Origin of the sequence: Microbulbifer sp. THAF38 (genome assembly GCF_009363535.1) — a bacterium.
Taxonomy (GTDB): Bacteria; Pseudomonadota; Gammaproteobacteria; order Pseudomonadales; family Cellvibrionaceae; genus Microbulbifer.
On the sequence record NZ_CP045369.1, the window covers coordinates 1,531,951 to 1,552,951 of the forward strand.

Consider the following 21,001-nt stretch of genomic DNA (forward strand, 5'->3'; position numbering starts at 1 on the left):
GGGATACTTGCAAGATCAATATTCGGTGGAGGACTTGCTCCACCTAATGGCCCAGTTACGCAATCCAAATGGTGGTTGCCCCTGGGATCTGAAGCAGACATTTTCCAGTATCGTCCCTTCTACGATTGAAGAGGCCTACGAAGTTGCCGAGGCCATTGAGATCGAGGATTACGAGCATCTGCATGAAGAGCTTGGGGACTTGTTGTTCCAGGTGATCTTTTATTCTCAACTCGGTCTTGAGCAGGGTCACTTCGATTTTTCCCGTATTGTCGACACCTTGGTGCGTAAGCTAGTGCGCCGCCATCCCCATGTATTTCCCAGCGGCGAACTCTATGGAGAGAATGACCCCTCTGCGGTGGACGAGGCAGAGGTAAAGCGTAGTTGGGAGGCCATCAAAGCCAAAGAGCGCAACGCTAAGGGGGAGAGTGGAGTCTTGGCTGGTGTTACCGCCGGGTTGCCGGGTTTGACGCGTGCGGGCAAATTACAAAAGCGCGCCGCTCAGGTGGGCTTCGACTGGCCTGATATCAATGGTGTGCTGGACAAAATTGAAGAAGAGGTGGCGGAATTGCGGGAGGCTGTCGCGGCCGGAAATCGTGAGCATGCCGGGGAAGAGCTCGGCGATTTGTTATTTTCCTGTGTCAATGCCGCTCGCCACCTGAAAATTGACCCAGAAGCAGCGCTGCGTCAGTGCAATCGCAAGTTCGAGCGCCGCTTTGGTTTGGTTGAGGCCACACTTCGGACCGATGGACGCGGACCGGAAGAGGCTAGCCTGCAGGAGTTGGACCAGCTTTGGGAGCAGGCGAAAGCCGACGAGAAGCAGAAACCAGGTACATAAACGACAGGAAAAGTCGTCGTTAATCCTGGAGTAATGGGCGTACAACAGTCGCAATCTTGCCCAATTTGGGGTGTACGTGTAAGGTAGCGCTCTTTTGGCGCGGCGGCTATTGGTGCGTCGATAGTTTTGGAGGCTTACTGAACATGCGAATTATTCTCTTGGGCGCGCCGGGGGCCGGCAAAGGCACTCAGGCACAATTCATAACAGAGAAGTTCGGCATTCCGCAGATCTCCACCGGCGATATGCTTCGCGCAGCGGTGAAAGCGGGCACACCTCTCGGCTTGCAGGCGAAAGACATTATGGAGGCCGGCAAGCTGGTTTCCGACGACCTGATTATTGCCCTGGTGAAAGAGCGCATTGCTCAGGCGGATTGTGCAAACGGGTTCCTCTTCGATGGTTTCCCTCGGACTATTCCCCAGGCGCAAGCGCTGTTGGACGCCGATGTTCATATCGACCACGTGCTGGAAATTGCCGTAGACGATGAGGAAATCGTCAAGCGCCTGTCGGGCCGTCGTGTCCATGAAGGTTCTGGCCGTGTCTATCACGTTGTGTACAACCCGCCCAAAAGCGAAGGTGTAGACGATGTGACTGGTGAGGCATTGGTGCAGCGCAGCGACGATACTGAAGAGACTGTGCGCAAACGTTTGGCGGTTTATCACGAGCAGACCGCGCCCTTGGTTGGCTTTTACCGAGAGCTGGAAGCGCGCTCACCAGAAGCGGCCCCCAAATACAGCAAAGTGATGGGTGTAGGCAGCATGGATGAGATCCGCGATAAGATCATCGAGGCCCTGAGCTGATTGCTGCAATAACACTTTTAAAAAAGCCCCCATTTGGGGGCTTTTTTGTATCTTCTCAATGGAGCTCTTTGGAGCTTTCAGGGAGAGTTTCCCTTATAGCTGACTGATCAATCCTTAAGATAGTCGGCAGTTTTTTCCTGGCAAAATTGTATTACAAACGGGGCTTTTTATGTCCACAGCGATCGTTTTGATGAATTTGGGTACCCCTGCGCAACCCACTGCGTCTGCAGTAAGAGATTTCCTGAGGGATTTTCTTTCCGATCCCAGAGTGGTGGAAATACCCCGGCCGTTGTGGTTAACAATCTTAAATGGCCTGATATTACCTTTTCGCCCAAAGCGAATTGCACCGGCTTATGCAGAAATCTGGAATTGCAGTGCAGACGATGCGCAAGTTGAAGGTTCGCCACTTCTCTACTATACCCGCCGCCAAGCGGAGCTACTAGAAGCGCACTTGACGGATAAAGGGTGGGATGTTGCTGTGGAGTTTGCCATGACCTATGGCGAACCGAGACTCGATAAGGTTATTGAGGCGTTGCGAGCGAAAGGCTTTGAATCCTTTATTGTATTTCCCTTGTACCCACAGTATTCAGCTACGACCACCGCTGCAATTTATGACCAGGTGGCGCAAATTTTCCGTAAGAGTCGCGATATTCCGGATATTTCTCTGATTCGTGACTATTACCATAACCCTCTTTATATCAAATCACTCGCTAATTCTGTCCGCGAGCATTGGCAGAAACATGGTCAGGCTGAAAAATTAATGCTGTCTTTTCACGGTATCCCCAAAGCGAATGTCGATAAAGGGGACCCCTATTTGCGCCATTGCCAGGAGACTGCGCGACTTCTCGCGGAGGAATTACAAATTTCGCAGGATCGTTGGCAAGTTACTTTCCAGTCTCGATTTGGTAAGGCAGAGTGGTTGCAACCTTATACTGATAAAACATTGATTGAGTGGGGCAAAAACGGCATTAAGAGTGTCGATGTGATTTGCCCGGCGTTTTCAGCAGATTGCCTGGAGACATTGGAAGAAATTTCGGTAGAGAATCGCGCTAATTTTATCGATGCGGGCGGAAGTGAATATCATTATATTCCCGCGTTAAATTTGCGAGCGGATCATATCGAGGCACTCGCAGCGATTGTCGAAAATAAGTTGCCGGGGCCAAAATAATTTTCGGTTTTAAGCCATTTGGGTACCGCAAAAGGCAATTTGATAAGAAAAAGATACTTTTTTGCTGAAAAGTTTCTCATTTTTCGCTTTTTTACTTGCAATGCCGTATATTTTTATTAACTTTGATAAAGTTGTATCGAAATAGGCGGTGCACCGCTCTGTATAAGCAATAAAACAACCCATTGTGGTTTTATTCGATAGCTAACAGGCAGCGCTGCCAGCACACTTTTGGAAGTACTTCTTCTTTTTAGTGAGGAGACAAGGGATGGCAAGAGTAGTAAAAAAGAGTACACGTGCTAAAAAGGCAACTGGATCGACCAAGGCGTCGCCAGTAGTCGTAAAAGCACAAAAAGCCGTGGATGCAGCGAGTAAGTCGCTGGATGCACAAATGGATCGTGTGGCAAAAGCTAAAGCGCGGGCACAAAAGAGTAGTACGGCAGCGGCAAAGACTTCTTTGACCAATGCCAATAGCAAAGCAAAGGATTTACGCGCCAAGCTGGCGATGGCAAAAATGGAGCTCGCCAAGGCCAGGACCATGGATGCCGTTCGTCTCGCCGAAGAAGCGGCTAAAGAAAAGGTTAGCGCCCTTTCTAATAGCCTCTCTGCCAAAGCCGATAAAGACCTGGCCGCAGCGCTCAAGGCTTTTGAATCGCGCTGGGTGAAGGCCCGAGAGAAGGCTCACGCCAAGAAAATCAAAGCCGCAGAGAAAAAAGCTGAGGCCAAGATAAAGGCCGCAGCGAAGAAAGCCGCTGCAAAAGCGAAGGAGTTAGAGAAGAAGGCCGCTGCCAAGCTTAAAGCTGAAGGGCAAAAAGCGAAAAAAGCCGCGACTAAAAAGTCTACTCCCGCCAAAAAAGCAGGTCGTCCGAAAAAGGCTGCCTCTGAAACTAAAGCCGCTAAGCGCGTAGGGCGTCCTAAAAAGGCTACTTCAGCAGCTAAGCCAGCCAAGAGAGTGGGTCGCCCGAAGAAGTCCACCGCCAAAGCGGAAGTGACCAAGAAAGCACCGACCCGCCGTGGTCGTCCGCCCAAGGCTGGTACCGGCCGCCGCGGCCGTCCGCCGAAGAATGCAGCCTAGTTCAGTATTGTTTTAGTTCGCTGCATGCCTTAGGGCATGGCTGACTCTTCGTCAACCCCGGTTTGCGCCGGGGTTTTCTCTTTGTGCATAACACTAATCTACATGACTAGACATTGTGACCATGCCACAATTCACCCCCCTCGATTACCCGGTTTGAAATAGTTGTGAAGATTCTTGCCTTGGATACCACCTCTGGTGCCTGCTCTGTGGCACTCTATAGTAACGGTCAAATCAATGAGCGCTTCGTACAGGCGGAACGGGATCATACTCGCCGCCTGTTGCCGATGGTGGATGAAGTATTGGCAGAAGCAGAATTAGGCTTATCTAATTTAGATGCCTTTGCTGTGAGCAGGGGGCCCGGCTCATTCACAGGCCTGCGAATTGCTATTAGCTGTGTGCAAGGCTTGGCCTTTTCCGCCGATAAACCCGTAGTGCCGGTTTCCAGTTTGGCCGCTTTGGCTTTGGGTGCCAGGCGTGAGCACCCGCATTGGAAGCAATCCCCAATTATCGCGATGCTGGATGCTCGAATGCAGCAAGTATATTGGGGTATCTATGGCACCGAGACGCCCAATGACAGCCTGCTACCTGAAGCGGTGCAGAACCCGGAGCAGGTTTTACTGTCATTGAACGAGGCTGAACTGACAAATTTTTATTACGGTGCTGGGCCTGGTTGGCACTATGAGGCTTTCGAAAAGGCTCAGGCGGAAGAGTTAGACCTGGATGCCTTGATCCATGCTCGGGATATTGCCGAATTGGCTGTGCCCCTTTTTCAAGAGGGAAAGGTAGTGCCTGCCGAGGCATTGGAGCCCGTTTATCTTCGCAATGAAGTCACCTGGCAAAAACGTCAAAAAATTCGATCCCGGTAATACATGGAAATATTTCAGATTGTCGTACTGGCCTTGATTCAGGGCCTCACTGAATTTCTTCCCATCTCAAGCTCGGCGCACCTGATATTGCCCGCAGAAGTTCTAGGTTGGCAGGATCAAGGGCTCGCTTTCGATGTAGCTGTACATTTTGGTTCACTGATTGCGGTAATCACTTACTTTCGAAAAGATATTTGGCTACTGCTGCGCGATGGCCTGGGAGGGCTTAAGTCGATGCAGTTCAGTGATGAAGGGCGCCTGGCCTGGCTGATCGTACTCGCAACGATTCCTGTAGGCTTGGTGGGTTTAATTTTTAAAGGCTATATAGAAACTCATCTGCGCTCGGCGGCGGTTATAGCGGCTACTACAATTGGATTTGGTTTATTGCTTTGGTGGGCAGATGTGCGCGGCAGACGGGTGCAGACCCTGGCCCAACTCAACTGGAAAAAGGCGCTGCTCATCGGTGGCGCGCAAGTGCTGGCGCTTATTCCCGGTACTTCTCGTTCCGGCATCACCATGACCGCAGGGCTGATGCTTGGAATGAAACGCGAAGCCGCCGCACGCTTTTCTTTTCTGTTGTCGATACCGGCGATAGCCCTGCCTGCCATGTTGCTGACATACGATTTGCTTGCCCTGGAATCGGTACCTTGGGGTGATATTTTATTGGGCACACTGCTTTCTTTTATCAGTGCCTATTTGTGTATTCATTTTTTCCTGCAATTTATTAGTCGCATCGGCATGGCGCCATTTGCGATTTACCGCCTGATTTTGGGGGCGGCTCTTATTTGGATGATATGGGGGTAATCAATATGGCAACGGTAGCGTTTATTGGTTTGGGCGTAATGGGTTATCCCATGGCGGGATACCTGGCAAAAGCCGGCCACTCAGTACGGGTATATAACCGTACCGTAAGTCGCGCAGAAAAATGGCTGGCTGAATATCAGGGTAAACGCTTTGCAACACCCGCTGAAGCCGCAAAAGGTGCAGATGTGGTGTTTGCCTGTGTGGGTAATGATAACGACCTTCGCCAGGTCGTCATTGGGGAGCAGGGTGCCTTCGACACTATGGAAGAGGGCTCACTGTTTGTGGATCACACCACCGCCTCGGCGGATGTTGCCCGTGAACTGGCTGAAATTGGTAAAGAGAAAGGAATAGGCTTTCTGGATGCTCCGGTGTCCGGTGGCCAGGCGGGAGCAGAAAATGGCGTTCTCACCGTAATGGTTGGTGGCGAGGCGGTAGACTTTGAGCGTGTTCAGCCCCTCATTGATACGTTTGCCCGTGCCGTAACCCTGCTGGGCCCGGTGGGCAGTGGCCAGTTGTGTAAAATGGTCAACCAGGTCTGTATTGCTGGCGTTGTACAGGGGTTGGCCGAAGGTTTGCACTTCGCCAAAGCGGCGGGCCTGGATGCCGAACAGGTTGTGGATGTCATTTCCAAAGGCGCAGCGCAGAGCTGGCAGATGGAAAACCGCTCTAAAACCATGCTGGCAGGTGAATATGAGCACGGTTTTGCTGTGGACTGGATGCGTAAGGATTTGGCCATAGTTCTGCAGGAAGCGCAGCGCAACGGCGCCCTGTTACCGGTGACTGCACTGGTGGATCAGTTCTATAGCGAAGTACAGGCAATTGGCGGCTCCCGCTGGGACACTTCCAGCCTGTTTGCACGCCTGATGAACGTGCGCTCTTTCGACTGATTTTCATTCATAAAGCATGTGGTAGGGCTGGATATCTCTATTTCCAGCCCTGCATCCCCTTCTTTTGTTGTTTAGATTTCCATGAAAGTATTACTGCTCTCGGCCTATGACGCTGACAGTCACAAGCGTTGGCGTAAAGGCCTGGTTGCCGCCTTTCCCGAATGGCAATGGACAGTCCTTACCCTGCCGCCGCGATATTTCAGTTGGCGCATTCGCGGCAACAGTCTCTCCTGGGCCAGGGGTGAGGCGGCGCAAACGCTGAGGCAGCAATGGGATCTGATTATTGCAACCTCCATGACGGATCTCAGCGCACTGCGTGGCTTGGTGCCTGAGATAGTGGGGGTGCCCACCGTGGTGTACTTTCACGAGAATCAGTTCGCCTACCCAACCAGTTCGGATGCGTTTCAGTCTATAGAGCCGCAACTGCTCAATATCTACACCGCGCTAGCCGGTGACCTGTTACTGTTTAATTCAGAATACAACCGCCGCACCCTGATTGAGGGAGCTGCCAGGCTTCTGAAGCGTTTCCCCGACTGTGTACCTGTGGGAGTTTGTGAGGAAATAGAAAGCAAGTCTAAAGTATTACCGGTGCCACTAGAGGATTCACTTTTTACTCAAGAATACACTCAAACTGATTTTTGCTGGGATCACCGCTGGGAGCAGGGCTTCAAGGGAGAGGTAACCGACGACATCCTAATTATTAGCTGGGCCGCTCGCTGGGAGTATGACAAAGGTGCCGATCGCCTGCTGCAAATTCTTCGAGGCCTAAAAGAGAAAAAGGTAAAATTCCTGATCAACCTCATGGGTCAATCGTTTCGCAGCAGTCCAAAGGAGTTTGAGCTGATTCAACAGGAGTTTAACCAGAATCTCCTGGTGGTAGGTTATGTGGAAAGCGAATCTTTATATCGACAAACCTTACGTAACAGTCATGTATTTCTATCTACCGCTTATCATGAATTTCAGGGGTTGGCGGTAATGGAGGCTGCCGTAGCGGGCTGTACGCCATTGGTTCCGAATGAGCAGTGTTATCCGGAGTTTTATCCTGAGGAGCTGCGTTATTGTGGAGTTGAAGATGCGATAGATAAGCTAGCAGATTGGGCGAAGAACTCTGAGGAAAAGGTAAGAGGAAGTGTGGATTTCAATAAAATCCGTTTGGGGCGGATAAAGAAAGAATATGCCAGAATGCTGCTAGATTTGAACTGATCCTGCTTTAAAGCAAGCCTCTTTGCTTATTCCATTAGTTCTGCTGGTGGTAATGAGTTTAGGTCTTAGTTCATGAATCAAATTATGTTTCAATCAAGAAGTTTATTGCTTGCTTAGTTATTAATCGTTGTAAAGGCGCAAGCCAGCGCTGCAACCCTACGTGCTTTTTTGCTAGTTGCCAAGCATTTGTATGTGCTAAAAAAGTGCGCATACTTATTTTGGAATCTCTGGTGCCACCCATCAATTTAAGATATTTAATTTAGACTCAAGGTTTACCTTTCTCCTGTTTGGACAGATATGGTCAACGGAAAGTCTTACCAGATGATCCCTTAAAGAATCCGGGTTGGCGGTTTATTGCATGTTAAGTGAAAAAGTTTTAGATGCGCCTTTCATCTTGACTTGCAATATTTTGTTGTGGCGTAAGGGGCTGATTAAGATTGAGGTGTGTTTCTCGATGAGTGATCATTGTAAATCGGGGTGAAATATTTTGTAAGTCTGTAAATTATTGAAAATATGGTTTGTTTAAATTGGTTAGAATGGTGTGTTACACTTCAAATATGGAATTAAGTGTAGAATGATAAGGATGTGTTATGAATAAATACTGTTTGTCAATATTGGTGCTTTTTGTTGCCGGTTGCACCACCGTGCCACTTGATCAGGAAAGAGATAGCGGAAATCAAGTTGGAAAACTAGCCTCAAGTCCCAGTCAAGAAGGGGAACCCAAAAGTGAGCTCGTATGTAAGTTTCGAGAAACAACGGGTTCAAAATTTAAGAAAAAAGTTTGCATGACAACAGAAGAGTGGCTGAATGATTCAGAGGAAACAGTTAGGAAAATTAAAAAACTTAAGAGGCATTTGTAGATGAATACAGATGCGAGAATGTTAGTTGGGATCGATATATAATATGGATTAGTTTAGGCCAAATCTGACATATTCTCTTGAAAAAGGGGGGTTTACCGGTTTTGATGAAGGCGCCTAAACCTAAAAGAAAAACCGAGGATAAACCCCATGATCCATACTAATGATCGTATCATCAAACACAAGACTGGATTACTAAATCTGGCAGAAGAGCTCGGCAATATATCCAAAGCTTGCAAGAGGCTGGGTGTATCGAGAGGCACTTTCTATCGGTACAAGGAAGCCGTTTCAAGTGGCGGCGTGGACGCCCTTCTTGAGAAGAGCCGGCGTATGCCCAACCACAAGAACACAGACTCTTCAACTGCTGTGTCAACATAGCCTCAAAGGATTCACTATATTCTTTTTCCGTGAGCTATCAATTACTGATATCAGTTATTATAAGGTAGATACCTATCACGAAATCTATGCCGCTGCCCAGTTCCTCCAAATATTTAATTAATATTTTAAGGTTGGCCTTTTGGGGCATAGATATTGTTAATACTCTCAATTTTTCATCCCGCCGAAATGGAACTGTGCCAAAGATAGTAATCCACCTGTCTAATCTTTTACCTGAAAAAGCCCAGTAACACTCTCAAGTAATTAACCCGAAGTTTTTATCATTAGTATACTTTTCATTGAGTTGATTCAGGCTAGTATCAATATTTTTATCAGGAATAGTGATTCATTTTCTATCAGTTACTAAGGGGATTTTTGTTATCCCGTTGCTTTATTACAAGTATATTCACGGCAGATTAACTGGGTTTCATCCGGAGTTAGGGTTTCACCAGTCAAACCACATAAAAACTTTTCGCCATTTGGTTGGTTATAGTCGCAGTGGCGGCATTGGCCAAAGGCTTTAAGGCGGTTTTGTTGCTGAATGGTTTGTAGTAGCTTCCGCAGCGATTCCTCAGTGGCCTCTTGCTGGGCTTCAGGCATGCTTGCCAGAGCGGCTTTTAGCCAGGGCGAAGGAAATAGTGTTGATACTATCGCTTGCCCCTGAGTCGTTAAAGTCATGTGAGACACACGTTTATCTTTCTGGTCGGCTGTCTTTACGATCAGTAGCTTCTTTTCCAGCACCTTCAATGTTTGAGATACCGTTCCCTTGGTCTGGCGCAAATACTCGGCGACAGCTATTGGCGTATTCGAATAGCGGTTGCACTGCGACAAATAATGCAAAGCCTCTAGTTGCACCGGTTGTAGGCCGTATTCGCTCAGTAGGCCACGCCCCTCACTGCGAAGCAAGCTGCTCAAGCGCTCTAGTAAGCGGGATGTTATTTCAATGTTCATGAGAAAAATGGTATCGACTAAAAACATTGTTGACAACCATTATTGTGACATGTCAGCCTATATTGGTATCGGCTCGAAACGAAAAGGAAGACACCAATGAAAATCCTCCCTTATTTTGCCCTCTCTACACTAACAATCACTTCTCTGGCGCACGCTGGTGGGAGCCATCGAGGTGGTGTGCACGCCGGTATTTCCGAGGGGGTACTGGCACCATTTGATATTGTGCATGCTCGAGTGAGTTTCCAGGGTAATGTGGCAACATTTCACATGGGAGTGTCCGGTCAGGCGGGCAGCAATAAGCCTACTGCCAACGGTAAACTAGTTGGCAGCGATGTGTTTTCTTATGTATGGCCGACGACGCTCAATAGCTCTACTGTTGGGTTTGCAGAAAATGCAGGCATCCTAGCCCTGGCGGTTACAGCACATCCAGACTTTGACGATACACCGCTATACGATGAAAATGCCGATAATGATCCCGGTAACGATGGCAATGTATGGCACAGTCATTGGGTTGTACTAAAGCCCAATGAGCATTGCGGAGCAGATGCCTTAGCAGTGGTAGATATTCCTGAGGGTAGCAAGCCCACCTTGCCCAATACTTGGCCTGGCCTACCATTATTGCTTGATAGTCCGGGATGGGACCCGATAATCAATGAGGACATTGTAGAAGTGAAAGTGGCCTTCGATCACCGGGTAGATTTGAGCACTGTGCAATACGATGGGGTAACTGCTGGACTCAGAGTGAACCAGAGTGCGCATGCTCCGCTGCTTTGTGTTGTCAATGTAATGGATATCGCCTCTGGTGACTTAAGCCTGCCGGGGAGAATAGAGCAGTAAATTGTGCATTGCTGACAGATTGAGCGTTTTCGCTTGAATCTTGTCGGTAAAGTCCAAGGATGGACTTAGTGGGATATAAGGGAATATTTGAACTAATTGACAGGCTCCCTAGTATTTTATACCTCTTTGCAGATCAACAAATGGATAGTATGGAAAAGATTTGCCTGGTATTTTAAGTTGTATTTTTGATACTAGATAATCATTTCGCTCACTTCACTCCCCTTTGCAATCAGTTCGGCTTCCTCTCATCGCTATATGGTGTAAGAGGTGAGCTTTCTATCTGAAATATAATATTCAAGTGTTTTTTACTTCTATCGTTATTTGGGTGATGTTAATTATTTGTCATGAAAATCCTTGCTGAAAGGAATTAATAGACTTTAACTGTATTAATTTCTATCTTTATTGGTTGATATGTTAAGCGTTAATTAGGAAAAGTGGATTCTTAGGTGTAATTTAATGACCTTGATCGTTTGTCCTCCATCTTAAAATCATCTTTCAGTAAGCTAAATTGAAAGCGGATTTTCCTCTTAAGGGAATAAAAGGAAATGATGAATATTGAAGTGAAACGAATACTTTGTTTGGTTGCGGTTTTTTTCTCGAGTGCTGGTAACCTATTAGCCAAAGAGATGAACGATTCTACGGATATTGATAAGGGAGCCTTCAGCCAATCACAGAGTTTTGGCTGTATCCAGCAGTATCCTGTCACTGACCCCAGATGGCAGGGCTTTGAGGTTTCACAATTCAAACAACATCTTTCTGCTACTCCTTTCGAAACAGCTGGGGTTGCAGTTTCTACTTTAGCTCTTGGCTTAATGGATTGGGATTGGGGCTCCAGTAGTTTTGGTACAAGCAGCGAGGGATTCTTTGGGGACGATACCGCCAACGGTGGTATGGATAAACTCGGCCATGTCTATGGAGCCTACCTTCTCAGTGAACTCTTTACAGATGCTATTCACTGCAGGGCAGCTAATTCTGTGGGCGCAGAGGCTAGTGCGGTCACTTTAGCTTGGCTGAGTATGCTTTTTGTGGAACTGGGAGATGGTTACTCTGAGAAACATGGTTTTGCCTGGGAAGATATTGTAGCCAATACCGCAGGGGTAGGTCTCTCTTACTTGAGAAGGAACATACCCGGACTTAGGGGGAAACTGGACTTTCGTCTTGAATATCTTCCTTCCGGTAATCGCTCAGGCTTTAAGCCACATTCAGATTACTCAGGACAGAAATACCTACTAGCGCTAAAGTTAAGTGGATTCGATCTATCGCCTAGAAATCCTCTTAACTATCTCGAGTTACATGGAGGTTACTTTGCCCGTGGATTTACCCTGAAAGAGCAAGAGAAAAACGAGCCTCTGCGTAGGGAGCTCTATTTTGGAGTTGGATTGAATATCGGGGAGCTGTTTTTTGGTAGAGCTGGCATCAGGGAAACTACAGGAGGGCGATTAGGGCGAAAGTTCTTCGAATATGTACAGATTCCCCACACCTATGTTGCTAATGAGGGTGATTAATAGAGTAAGTTCAAACAATGTATAGTGTAGGTGATCAAACCTAATGTGGCTCCAGGAGAAGTTTCTCTTCTCCTGGGAGTTGTTGATACTTAATCTATCCACACCCTTGTATAAACTCGTTTTTGGTCGGGAGTGTCGATAAACTCATCACGGTCGTGCAGAACTCTGGTGTTGTCAATAAAAATCATGTCGCCAGAATTCATATAAAAACTAACGACATTTTCTTCATTGTTGAGCTCTCCATCTAGCATATCCAGTGCCTGAAGTACTTCTGGTGTTAGAGGCTTATCCACGCGTTGGTGGCCTTTTTCTATCCAGTAGCGCATATAGCGAATGGAAAGTCTTCCATTGACATAACTGAAAATTGGGAAGTGATTGTTTAGAATATTTTGGAGATCTTTGTCGCTTCCTGGTGTGACAAGGTCTCGAATGTAATTGTTGTAGAGTAGCTCCAGTTGCTGAGGAGCACTTTCCTCGAGATTTTTATGCACCTGAGCAGCAGAAACTACTTTGGACTTGCCACCCTCAATGGCTGGAGTAATACAGCAGAGCCCGAGGATATTTGGCTGTATTGCTCGTTGCGAGCTATCCGTGTGCACACCAGTTGCCGCGTTGGTCTGAGAGACAGGAATGGCTTCCTCTTTATAGCTTCTACCGGTATCTAGAATACCGTAGAGTCTGCCATAGGTGTCGATAGTTTGTCCCATTGCCAGGCTTAGATTCAGGAACAGAAGGTTTAGTGTTTTCTGGTCAAAACCTTCGACACCCTGAATCCAGGTTATACCACTTCCCTCTTGCACTTCATGTTTGATCTTGTAAGCAAGTTGATCGAACTGAGGCGTGGAAACGGAATCGGCTCGCAAAGCTTGTATGGGGTCCTCTTGTCCTTTGGACCACTCTTGGAGAGCTTTGATTTCTGCTTGCCAATTGACAGGCCAGCTAAATTTCCAGTTGGATTTTGCCGTCATCTCCGAAGCTGCCCACGCTTGTGCGCGGACAGCTTCGGCTGGTGCCATTTCAATCATTTGCTTTTACCTTAAACAATACATGCAGAGGGTAGCCCTTCAGTGGGCTGAAAAATTCAGGGTCAAAAGCTAGGTGCTTATCGGTTACGGCTAACTCTTTTACTTCGGGCATACTATTAAAGCCGGCTTGTGTCAGGGCTTCGAAATAGTGCGCAAAGGTTTTATGAACACATCGAACAGATACAGGAATGCCATCTCTGCGCCAGATTTTTCCCTCGAAGGTTTGATTAATGCCATCAAGATAGGATTTATCGCCATGCTCAAAATAAAATGGAGGGGTTTCTTCCCTCATAAACGGAAGACAAGGATGAGGGACAGTGAAGACGAAAGTGCCACCAGGAATTAATAGTGAGCGTACTTTACTCATTACCTGAGTCATTTCTTCGATGGTTAGGTAATTGAAGAGGAAAACCGCAATCGCTTTATCGAATCTGGTTTTTGGGAATTGGTTAAATGTAACCGCATTACCCTCTGTATAGCTTGCATTAAACAGCTTTAGTTCCTTGGCCATCGTTTGTGCCTGGGAAATCATTTCAGCTGAAGAGTCAATACCAAAAATAGACTTGGCACCGGCTTCCAGTAGCATGCGTGATACGTAGCCTTCGCCGCAGCCAAAGTCCAGTATATCCTGGTCAGTGATCTCGCCCAGAGCCTCTAAGACGCGAGGTCTTGCAGTGAAATCACTTAACAGTACTTTTTCAGACCTGAGCCAATTGGTAGCTTGCGCGTTGTAAATTGTCTCAGTTGAGATAGGTTGGTTCATCCTGAGCCACTCCTGATGTCTGGCTGATTGATAATTAATCTTTGCTTGATTTTATTGTTTGAGTGTTATATGGCTGTTCGAGCATCTAAATTTAAAGTTCTACCTTCGATCCGAAGTTTTTAATACGCTTTTCCTGGGGTAATGACACTAACCAATCATGATTTTTTCTGTTTATTGAGTTTTCAAATTCTCTTTTTAATTGAAAAGTTAAAGTGATTGGTTGGGCTCTTGGTAAACTGCTAGTGCACATCCTGTGGTTCAGCTCTTATTTTTATGCTTGAAATTTTATGGGTGATTTCAGTATACGAAGTTGGATTTTTATTGGCAATTGTTAAATTCTTGTTGATTTTCTTTGTGTGTTCTTTTCTTGGTAAAGTTTCAAATAATGTTTTCTCTTGATGGTTATATGTTTATACCTATTTTGGGTTAGTTGGTTTTATGGCACCCTAGTATGTTGGGTCTGAATATTTGTTTAAGTGACGTTTGTGAGAAGGCATCCTTCCTGATGTTCAAAAATATTTTATGAAATATACTTATTTTTTGGTATTACCCTATCAATATTGATGTCTCCTATCGTGAGCTGGCTTGAATTGTTACCTGCAATTGCAATAGGCATTTTTTGATTTCGTGTTGATCTTGGTTGATTTGAATCAAGGGGTTGAAATATTTGGTAGGTTAGGTGGGTAATAGTTTTTGGCTGAGTGCTTAGTTTCAAAAGAAATGTGGTGAATACAAACTAGTTGACTCTTTGGTCTCTCGAGTAGGTGGCATAAACTCAATTCACTTCTTTAAAGTAAGGGAGTGGACGGTATATCGGTAAAGGTACCCATTCGGCTGGTGGGTTGGGCAGAGTTTATGGGGAGTGACCTGACTTTACTGGCGGTCCACTCTGGGGAAAGCACTATTAGTGGCAGATTAATAAGCATAGTCCTTACAGGCTATCTTCCGACTATATCTTGACGTTGGGCTACAATCGCTTTTGCGGCTAGTTTCGTTTCTGAAAAGATCAGGCGTATGGGAAAGCGGTAACTCAAACTGCTTGGGCGGGCATAGGGATAGTGCCCAAACTGCTAGGAGGGATGACCCGACAGAGTTATTGTTGGAGCCATGCAATTTCATGTTTCTCGTGCCAAAATTATAGTTCTTTGAGCCGTAAGTGGATCAATGATGGAATTGGAAAAAGATGTAATTGATGCAATTGAAAATGGCGAAATGATTCAAGCCATGAAATTGTTGCGTGAATCCAAGAAGGTTGACCTAAAAGAAGCAAAAATCATCGTTAATACTTATGTGCGTGAGAAAAATATACAATCCCCTCCCTCGGAAATACCTGGTCGCGCAGGATTAATCGGACTGTTGCTTATATTGGCGATCACGGGGTACCTGGCTTTTGGTCTTGGTGCTGGCTAGCGCCCTAGTTTTAGTACTACTTTGAACCTGTTATTTCTCTACTTGACCGAAATAAGGTTGTCAGCTAGCCGTAGCATTCTTTCCTGAATGCTATTGTTTATCCTATCTAGAAAATCGGACATCTAGACTTTGGTTTGCTCCTGAATATTTAGAATACCTTTATATCTATTAAAGATTGTTTTAAAGCATTGCTACTGTTACCTGCTGTTTGGAATATTAACAATGGCTGCAACCCTTATTGACTCCCAAGTCTTTTCTGGTCTCTTTAGTTCTCCAGCAATGAGTGAGATATTTTCGGATCGGCAAAGAGTCCAATACTATCTGGATGTGGAAGCCGCCTTAGCCAGGGTTCAGGCACGACTTGGCATTATTCCTGAAGAGGCGGCTGATGAGATTTGCAGACATTGCCATACCGAAGAAATTGACCTCAAGCGATTAAAATCTCAAACAGAATTGATCGGCTATCCGGTCTTGGGGGTTGTACAGCAGTTAGTTGAGCGCTGTAGTGATGGTCTTGGTCAGTGGTGTCACTGGGGCACTACAACCCAGGATATTACCGATACCGCGACCGTATTACAGATTCGCGCGGCAATGGAGCTGGTGGAAACCGAAGTAGATGCGATCGCCGATGCACTGGCAACCCTGGCCAAGGATTACAGGGACACGCCAATGGTGGCTCGCAGTAACCTTCAGCAAGCTGTGCCAATTACCTTTGGCTATAAGGCGGCAGTCTGGCTAGCTGGTTTCCACAGGCACCAGCAGCGACTTGGGGAGATTAAGAAGCGCGCTTTTGTGGGGGAGTTTGGTGGTGCAGCGGGTAATTTGGCTTCTTTAGGAGAGCAGGGCCTTCTAGTGCAGGCTGGTCTTATGGAGGAACTCAGCCTGGGTAAACCCCTGATTGCCTGGCACACCATGCGCGACAGGATTGCTGAAGTTGCTTGCCTGTTGGGTCTGATTACCGGCACATTGGGAAAAATAGCCCTAGATATCAAGTTGATGGCACAGACAGAAATTGGAGAGGTTACGGAACCCTTTACCTCAGGGCGAGGAGCTTCCAGTACTATGCCGCAAAAACACAACCCCGTCTCTTCGGTGTATATCAGTGGAATAGTACCCATTGTGCGGCAGCAGGTGGCGGCTTTACTGAATGCAATGGAAGAGGATCACGAGCGAGCGACAGGTACCTGGGAGATTGAATGGGTGGTTCTTCCTGAGATCTTCTGTTTATCTGCTGCTGCTTTGGCACAAGCTAGGTTTGCTTTAAGTGGTCTCAATGTGCACCCAGAAAATATGTTGCGAAATTTAGAAATGACGGGGGGGCTGGTCTCTTCTGAAGCAGTGATGATGGGACTAGGACCCAAGCTTGGCCGTGAAAAAGCCCACGATCTGGTTTACAAAATTTGTTGCAAAGCAATGGAGACTGGTCGCCCTTTTGCTGACCTCTTAAAAGAAAATGCTGAGATAACTGGGGTTTTAAGCGGCAGTGAAGTGGATCATTTAATCAATCCCAATAATTATCTGGGACTCTGCGGTAAGATGGTGGACCAGACATTGGCCAGGCAAGATAAGTGATGAGTAAAACGATATGTATTGGGAAGACTGAGCAGCTCTGTTACCAATATATAGCTGCTGTAGAGCAGGGTAACTTGGAAGCATTACTGGCGCTTTTCACTCCAAATGCATCCGTATACTCTCCAATTTTTGGGGAGTGCTCTGTGAAGAGTTTTTACTCTTATATTTTTCACTCAATCAGCAACCGTACAATGGTTTTGAGAAATATACTTTATGGTGGGATGAAGACCAATCAGGTTGCCATTTATCTTAGCTATACCCGATCGGTAGAGGGGAGAGATCCAGCCACAATTGATGTAGTGGATCTCTTTGATTTCACTGATGACTTTAGTGCTTTTTCATCTGTGAAAATTATCTATGATACCGCTCCAATACATGGAGACTTTGTACATCCAATAAATATGCCACAGTAATCCAAAGCTATTCCTTGAATCTCAAATGTTGGCACTATTAACGGTAATATTTATTGTGCTGAAACAGCAGCAAATGCCCGAAGTAACCCTGTGTTTGGAATCTTACCAGGAATTGGGCAGTGGAAGCTTTCGGAGTGTCCATAGTTGTAGCCATATAGCAGGTTACAGGCCATGACCTTGTGTCCAGCGGTGGTGGGGTGTACTGAGTCACCGGTAGGTACAATATTACCTTGGTCGGCAAGGAAGACTTTTGTTGAGGGAGCAATGCTAGCAACAGTACTTTTGATTTTTGTATTGTAATAATCTGTACAGTGGTTGGATGGGTCCTGGCCATCCAGGTTTGTCCGGCGGGGGATTGTCGAAATCACAAAAGCAATTTTGTCGTTTGGTATCCCGAGTGTATTGAGGTGGCCGTATATTTTGCCTACCAAAGTTGTGTTATCCCGAATATTTTCCGTTGAAACAATACTGGCGACCACTTGATCGAGTTTCTTGGCAGTCGTACTTCCAGCTTGCGGGGTAGAGCTGCACTGAGTTGCGCCGCTCCTGTTGAGGTGAGTGATATCGTTTGTGCCCAATTGAATGGGCACAATAACGGCATCCGTGGTTTCCAGATTTTGGTTTAATTGGCAGGCCTGGTTGTCTAGCCACCCCGCGCTATTGCCGCTCTCACGGCACATTTCAATAACTACAGAATTAAAGTAGGCGATAGAGTCAGCGCAGCTGGCAGAACTGTAGCCTGCAGGGATCTGGTGACCTGTGGGGTTGAGAAAGCACAGCATATCGCTGGTGCTGGCTCCCGGAATGCCAGTGTGCCAATAATTGCCAGTCTTCTTTTCTATGCCATCTGGCCCGGTAGGACCGCTCACGGTGCCGATAGTCTCTACGGGTTGACCATTGTAGCTAATGGTCAGTGCACCATTATTGTCGCTGCTACTCAGGGGGAAATTGGATTTCCCATCGGCGGCTTCGACAATGTGTTGCCAGATTTGAGAGCGGAAGCCCATAGAGTTGTAGGGCAGGGTGGTCATACCGTAGGTGATGGAGTCACCAATAAACCAGAGTTTGATTTTTCCCGTTTCACCTTGGGCAGAGTTGCCAATACCGCTGGGTTGGGTAGCGGTATTAGGGGAGGTCGATGTATCGGAGGTACCAGCTTGGTCTGAGCTACTAGCCTGGCAAGTGGCGCTAAGGGTTGGCTTACTGTTGGTTCCGCTATATTCACCATTAAAGCCAAAAGCTCGAGCTTCCCCTGGCGGAATGGTGTCTTGGCCACTGGCTGTAACAGAGCCTGAGTGGTCAACCACTTTTGCATTCCAAAAATTTGTGACTTTCTGGTTGCCAGGCCATTGCCATTGTATTTGCCAAGCGTCCAAAGGTTGGCTGCCGGTATTGCGAATGACAATGTTAGCCATAAATCCATTGCCCCAGTCATCTTGAATGGAGTATTCCACTGTGCATTGACCAGAGGCCTGGGGTTGCGTATCCGGAGTTGTGGGTGTTGGATCTGTGCCTGTGCCTGTGCCTGTGCCTGTGCCTGTGGTCGGAGTTGTTGGTGGCGTAGTCGTATTGTTGTCGGGAGTGGCGGTAGCAGAAGATTCAAACCATTTTAGGGCGAAAGCGCGAAACTCTGATTCGGATGGTAACTTGCCCTGCTTGGCCTGATAGTTATTGAGATAGCTCTTGGCATCTTTGTAAAAGTTTTCATGGGTATGATAAATCTCTTTTTTATTACCGTTGTTATCGATCAGCCAATAGCCGACAAACTCATTGATCCAGCTATCGTATTCATTTCCGTACATCTGCCAGTAGAGAATAAATGGAGATCCCCATTCAAGAGAAGTTTTAATCACATTGCGGGACAGCATGTCCTGAGCTTCTCCGGAGCGGGTTCCCCAATCTTTAAACCAGGATTCCCCGTAGCCGTATTCACCGATAAACACGCGCTTTTCGAAGGGCAGTCCGGCCTTGTGTGGCAGCTTTGAATCAATAAAGTCCAATGCTTTGGTGAGCTCGGCATGAAGGGTGGCGAAGTCGGAGTGCTTTTCTTTGGTGGTAAGATCGTAGGCAGAATAGGAAACCAAGTCGACATTGGTATGTGGCAAGACTGCGTTGGTAATACGCTCTTTGCCCTGCATGGCGGATTCCACCCGATTCACTTCAACGTAGTGATACAGATTGACGTTGGAGTGGGGCACATTGGCCTTGGCATCTTCAATGGCTTTTTGGCGGATATTCAGCCAGTCGATTAACCCCTGAATACGCAGCGGATCGATTTTCTGCTGGCTATCATCCCGTGTTCCATCGGCTTTCTGCACGAGATTCCAGTCGCCTTCCCAGTGACCGATCATAAAAGTCTTTCCAGAGCCACTATACTGCGTAAGCAGATATTCGGCCATCGCATAGATTTTATCGTACTGCCAGGTGAGCTCTTCCTGGGACATTCCTTTATTGTCCATCCAAGATCCGGAGTCCTCCACCCAGAACATATAGTGGGAGAAGTCCATATCCAGTACCTCTCGGTAAGCGGGTACTTCTTCCAGCATACGTTTGAATTGGTAGTCCAGACCTTTGCCCCTAAGCTCATCGTATAAGCCGGTGGAAAGGGCGATTTTAAGCAGGTTAGAGCCCATTGCACGGATGGCCTTGGCGGATTCCACCAAGGAGCCTTCCCCAGTGAAACTGTATTTCGGGCTGATGGTCTGGGTGCCCAAAATATAGTTGTAGCTTTCCAGGTCTGAGAGGGGTGTATTCCCTTTGGTTGGCTCTGCCGGTGTCGTCGGCTTAGGTATTTGCTGGCTATCACAACTGGCATTAATTTTGGCTGGAACCTGCGCACCACCGGAGTAGGCGATGTTGAAGCCAAAAGAGCGAGCCTCACCTACAGGGATATTGGCAAAGTCGCCGGTCCCTTCAGCGGAGGCTGCATTGCCACTCTGGGAAACCTTGGCATTCCAGGAACCGTCGATCACTTGGTCTCCAGGCCATTGCCAGGAGACGTTCCAGCCGTTAATAGGTTCTGTACCGGTATTGCGCACCATCACGGAAGCCATGTAGCCCTTATCCCATTGGCTCTGTACAACCATATTCACTTCGCAGTTGGTTGCCGCCATTGAGAAAGGTGTGATACCTAGTAGAAGAAGGGAGGTTAAGCCTGTTTTAAAAAATCTTACACGCATCTGATAACCACTAAATTATTCATTTTATGTAACCCTTCTAAGGCCCTTGGGGGGCAAGAAAGTTTCTTTTGAGGAGGTTCGGCCCACTGTGACTCAAAGGTCAAAGCATAATTTTCTGACTCAACCGTTATCTATAGGGTTATCTTTTCTTGAAAGACTTGATCAAGCCTGTCACTCCCCCTCGATATTGTCTGGAGCTCTCATAGACCAGAAACCTTTGTTGGCCTTTAGTCATTTTTACACTTGAGATGTGCCGACCTGAGACAAGTAAGCCGTTGTTCAAACCTTTATAAGAACGCATGAGTCATCTTCGTATTACTCAATCTGTTGAAATAAATAATGCTGTCATAACTGACAGACAGAAATAATTAATTGTTATTTATGTGCGCCGCTGGATTGGTATCACTTTGGGACTGAAAAAATCTGGATAATTTTGGCGGCCGCTGAATTCTGATAGGCATACTGAGCGGTGAAATTAGAGTATG

18 protein-coding genes and 1 pseudogene are annotated in these 21,001 nt (G+C 46.9%); 15 read left to right on the forward strand and 4 right to left on the reverse strand.

The genetic code is table 11. From position 1 onward, the window contains the following. The first annotated feature begins 7 nt into the window (after nt 1–7). The 10 genes and pseudogenes from mazG to FIU95_RS06585 all read left to right on the forward strand — a co-directional run. Nucleotides 8–835 (forward strand): nucleoside triphosphate pyrophosphohydrolase, encoded by an 828-nt coding sequence (mazG, locus tag FIU95_RS06540; protein ID WP_152452626.1) that lies wholly within the window; start codon nt 8–10, stop codon nt 833–835. Between the two features lie 143 nt (nt 836–978). Next, complete coding sequence (gene adk / locus FIU95_RS06545; protein ID WP_152452628.1) at nt 979–1,632, forward strand: adenylate kinase; 654 nt, start codon at nt 979–981, stop codon at nt 1,630–1,632. Nucleotides 1,633–1,801: 169 nt separating this feature from the next. After that, nucleotides 1,802–2,800, forward strand: a complete 999-nt coding sequence (gene hemH / locus FIU95_RS06550) for a ferrochelatase (protein WP_152452630.1) — start codon at nt 1,802–1,804, stop codon at nt 2,798–2,800. Nucleotides 2,801–3,065: 265 nt separating this feature from the next. Beyond that, complete coding sequence (locus FIU95_RS06555; RefSeq protein WP_152452632.1) at nt 3,066–3,872, forward strand: hypothetical protein; 807 nt, start codon at nt 3,066–3,068, stop codon at nt 3,870–3,872. A gap of 164 nt (nt 3,873–4,036) precedes the next feature. Continuing rightward, nucleotides 4,037–4,738, forward strand: a complete 702-nt coding sequence (tsaB, locus tag FIU95_RS06560) for a tRNA (adenosine(37)-N6)-threonylcarbamoyltransferase complex dimerization subunit type 1 TsaB (RefSeq protein WP_152452634.1) — start codon at nt 4,037–4,039, stop codon at nt 4,736–4,738. Nucleotides 4,739–4,741: 3 nt separating this feature from the next. Further along, nucleotides 4,742–5,539, forward strand: a complete 798-nt coding sequence (locus FIU95_RS06565) for an undecaprenyl-diphosphate phosphatase (protein WP_152452636.1) — start codon at nt 4,742–4,744, stop codon at nt 5,537–5,539. Between the two features lie 5 nt (nt 5,540–5,544). Further along, nucleotides 5,545–6,426, forward strand: a complete 882-nt coding sequence (locus FIU95_RS06570) for an NAD(P)-dependent oxidoreductase (protein ID WP_152452638.1) — start codon at nt 5,545–5,547, stop codon at nt 6,424–6,426. 81 nt (nt 6,427–6,507) lie between these two features. Beyond that, the gene (locus FIU95_RS06575; RefSeq protein WP_172975337.1) at nt 6,508–7,629 is read left to right on the forward strand and encodes a DUF3524 domain-containing protein; all 1,122 of its coding nucleotides are present in this window, start codon (nt 6,508–6,510) and stop codon (nt 7,627–7,629) included. A gap of 590 nt (nt 7,630–8,219) precedes the next feature. Then, on the forward strand, nt 8,220–8,489 hold the full coding sequence (locus FIU95_RS06580; RefSeq protein ID WP_152452639.1) for a hypothetical protein: 270 nt from the start codon (nt 8,220–8,222) through the stop codon (nt 8,487–8,489). A 147-nt stretch (nt 8,490–8,636) separates the two neighbouring features. After that, nucleotides 8,637–8,849, forward strand: a pseudogene (locus FIU95_RS06585) (helix-turn-helix domain-containing protein); the annotation flags it as partial. 390 nt (nt 8,850–9,239) lie between these two features. Here the strand turns inward: FIU95_RS06585 and FIU95_RS06590 are convergent. Further along, nucleotides 9,240–9,839, reverse strand: coding sequence for a MarR family winged helix-turn-helix transcriptional regulator (locus FIU95_RS06590; RefSeq protein ID WP_216646312.1), 600 nt, complete (start codon nt 9,837–9,839; stop codon nt 9,240–9,242). Nucleotides 9,840–9,908: 69 nt separating this feature from the next. Here FIU95_RS06590 and FIU95_RS06595 point away from each other — a divergent pair, with 69 nt between their 5' ends. Both FIU95_RS06595 and FIU95_RS06600 read left to right on the forward strand, forming a co-directional pair. Beyond that, on the forward strand, nt 9,909–10,649 hold the full coding sequence (locus FIU95_RS06595; protein ID WP_152452640.1) for a hypothetical protein: 741 nt from the start codon (nt 9,909–9,911) through the stop codon (nt 10,647–10,649). 545 nt (nt 10,650–11,194) lie between these two features. Further along, nucleotides 11,195–12,154, forward strand: a complete 960-nt coding sequence (locus tag FIU95_RS06600) for a DUF2279 domain-containing protein (RefSeq protein ID WP_152452641.1) — start codon at nt 11,195–11,197, stop codon at nt 12,152–12,154. Nucleotides 12,155–12,243: 89 nt separating this feature from the next. Here the strand turns inward: FIU95_RS06600 and FIU95_RS06605 are convergent, their stop codons facing one another. Further along, entirely contained in the window at nt 12,244–13,179 is a 936-nt protein-coding gene (locus tag FIU95_RS06605) for a TauD/TfdA family dioxygenase (protein ID WP_152452642.1), read from the reverse strand. Next, on the reverse strand, nt 13,172–13,942 hold the full coding sequence (locus tag FIU95_RS06610) for a class I SAM-dependent methyltransferase (RefSeq protein ID WP_152452644.1): 771 nt from the start codon (nt 13,940–13,942) through the stop codon (nt 13,172–13,174). Before FIU95_RS06610 ends, FIU95_RS06605 begins: the two co-directional genes overlap by 8 nt. A 1,164-nt stretch (nt 13,943–15,106) precedes the next feature. On the opposite strand from FIU95_RS06610, the gene FIU95_RS06615 reads away from it, so the two are divergent. From FIU95_RS06615 to FIU95_RS06625, 3 genes are all read left to right on the forward strand, one after another. Beyond that, nucleotides 15,107–15,352 (forward strand): hypothetical protein, encoded by a 246-nt coding sequence (locus tag FIU95_RS06615; RefSeq protein WP_152452646.1) that lies wholly within the window; start codon nt 15,107–15,109, stop codon nt 15,350–15,352. A gap of 222 nt (nt 15,353–15,574) precedes the next feature. After that, nucleotides 15,575–16,924 carry a 3-carboxy-cis,cis-muconate cycloisomerase gene (gene pcaB / locus FIU95_RS06620; protein WP_152452648.1) on the forward strand — a complete coding sequence of 450 codons (1,350 nt, stop codon included), beginning with the start codon at nt 15,575–15,577 and terminating at the stop codon, nt 16,922–16,924. Beyond that, nucleotides 16,924–17,337: a nuclear transport factor 2 family protein gene (locus FIU95_RS06625; protein WP_152452650.1), complete on the forward strand. Its 414-nt coding sequence runs from the start codon at nt 16,924–16,926 to the stop codon at nt 17,335–17,337. Before pcaB ends, FIU95_RS06625 begins: the two co-directional genes overlap by 1 nt. A 50-nt stretch (nt 17,338–17,387) precedes the next feature. Here the strand turns inward: FIU95_RS06625 and FIU95_RS06630 are convergent, their stop codons facing one another. Next, complete coding sequence (locus FIU95_RS06630) at nt 17,388–20,516, reverse strand: cellulose binding domain-containing protein (protein ID WP_152452652.1); 3,129 nt, start codon at nt 20,514–20,516, stop codon at nt 17,388–17,390. Nucleotides 20,517–21,001 lie beyond the last annotated feature (485 nt).

Bases quoted from the DNA above. Each gene is read 5' to 3' on its own strand.
- adk (WP_152452628.1), top strand. From the start codon at position 979: ATGCGAATTATTCTCTTGGGCGCGCCGGGGGCCGGCAAAGGCACTCAG.
- hemH (WP_152452630.1), top strand. From the start codon at position 1,802: ATGTCCACAGCGATCGTTTTGATGAATTTGGGTACCCCTGCGCAACCC.
- FIU95_RS06555 (WP_152452632.1), top strand. From the start codon at position 3,066: ATGGCAAGAGTAGTAAAAAAGAGTACACGTGCTAAAAAGGCAACTGGA.
- FIU95_RS06565 (WP_152452636.1), top strand. From the start codon at position 4,742: ATGGAAATATTTCAGATTGTCGTACTGGCCTTGATTCAGGGCCTCACT.
- FIU95_RS06570 (WP_152452638.1), top strand. From the start codon at position 5,545: ATGGCAACGGTAGCGTTTATTGGTTTGGGCGTAATGGGTTATCCCATG.
- FIU95_RS06575 (WP_172975337.1), top strand. From the start codon at position 6,508: ATGAAAGTATTACTGCTCTCGGCCTATGACGCTGACAGTCACAAGCGT.
- FIU95_RS06580 (WP_152452639.1), top strand. From the start codon at position 8,220: ATGAATAAATACTGTTTGTCAATATTGGTGCTTTTTGTTGCCGGTTGC.
- FIU95_RS06590 (WP_216646312.1), bottom strand. From the start codon at position 9,839: ATGTTTTTAGTCGATACCATTTTTCTCATGAACATTGAAATAACATCC.
- FIU95_RS06595 (WP_152452640.1), top strand. From the start codon at position 9,909: ATGAAAATCCTCCCTTATTTTGCCCTCTCTACACTAACAATCACTTCT.
- FIU95_RS06600 (WP_152452641.1), top strand. From the start codon at position 11,195: ATGATGAATATTGAAGTGAAACGAATACTTTGTTTGGTTGCGGTTTTT.
- FIU95_RS06605 (WP_152452642.1), bottom strand. From the start codon at position 13,179: ATGATTGAAATGGCACCAGCCGAAGCTGTCCGCGCACAAGCGTGGGCA.
- FIU95_RS06610 (WP_152452644.1), bottom strand. From the start codon at position 13,942: ATGAACCAACCTATCTCAACTGAGACAATTTACAACGCGCAAGCTACC.
- FIU95_RS06615 (WP_152452646.1), top strand. From the start codon at position 15,107: ATGATGGAATTGGAAAAAGATGTAATTGATGCAATTGAAAATGGCGAA.
- pcaB (WP_152452648.1), top strand. From the start codon at position 15,575: ATGGCTGCAACCCTTATTGACTCCCAAGTCTTTTCTGGTCTCTTTAGT.
- FIU95_RS06625 (WP_152452650.1), top strand. From the start codon at position 16,924: ATGAGTAAAACGATATGTATTGGGAAGACTGAGCAGCTCTGTTACCAA.
- FIU95_RS06630 (WP_152452652.1), bottom strand. From the start codon at position 20,516: ATGCGTGTAAGATTTTTTAAAACAGGCTTAACCTCCCTTCTTCTACTA.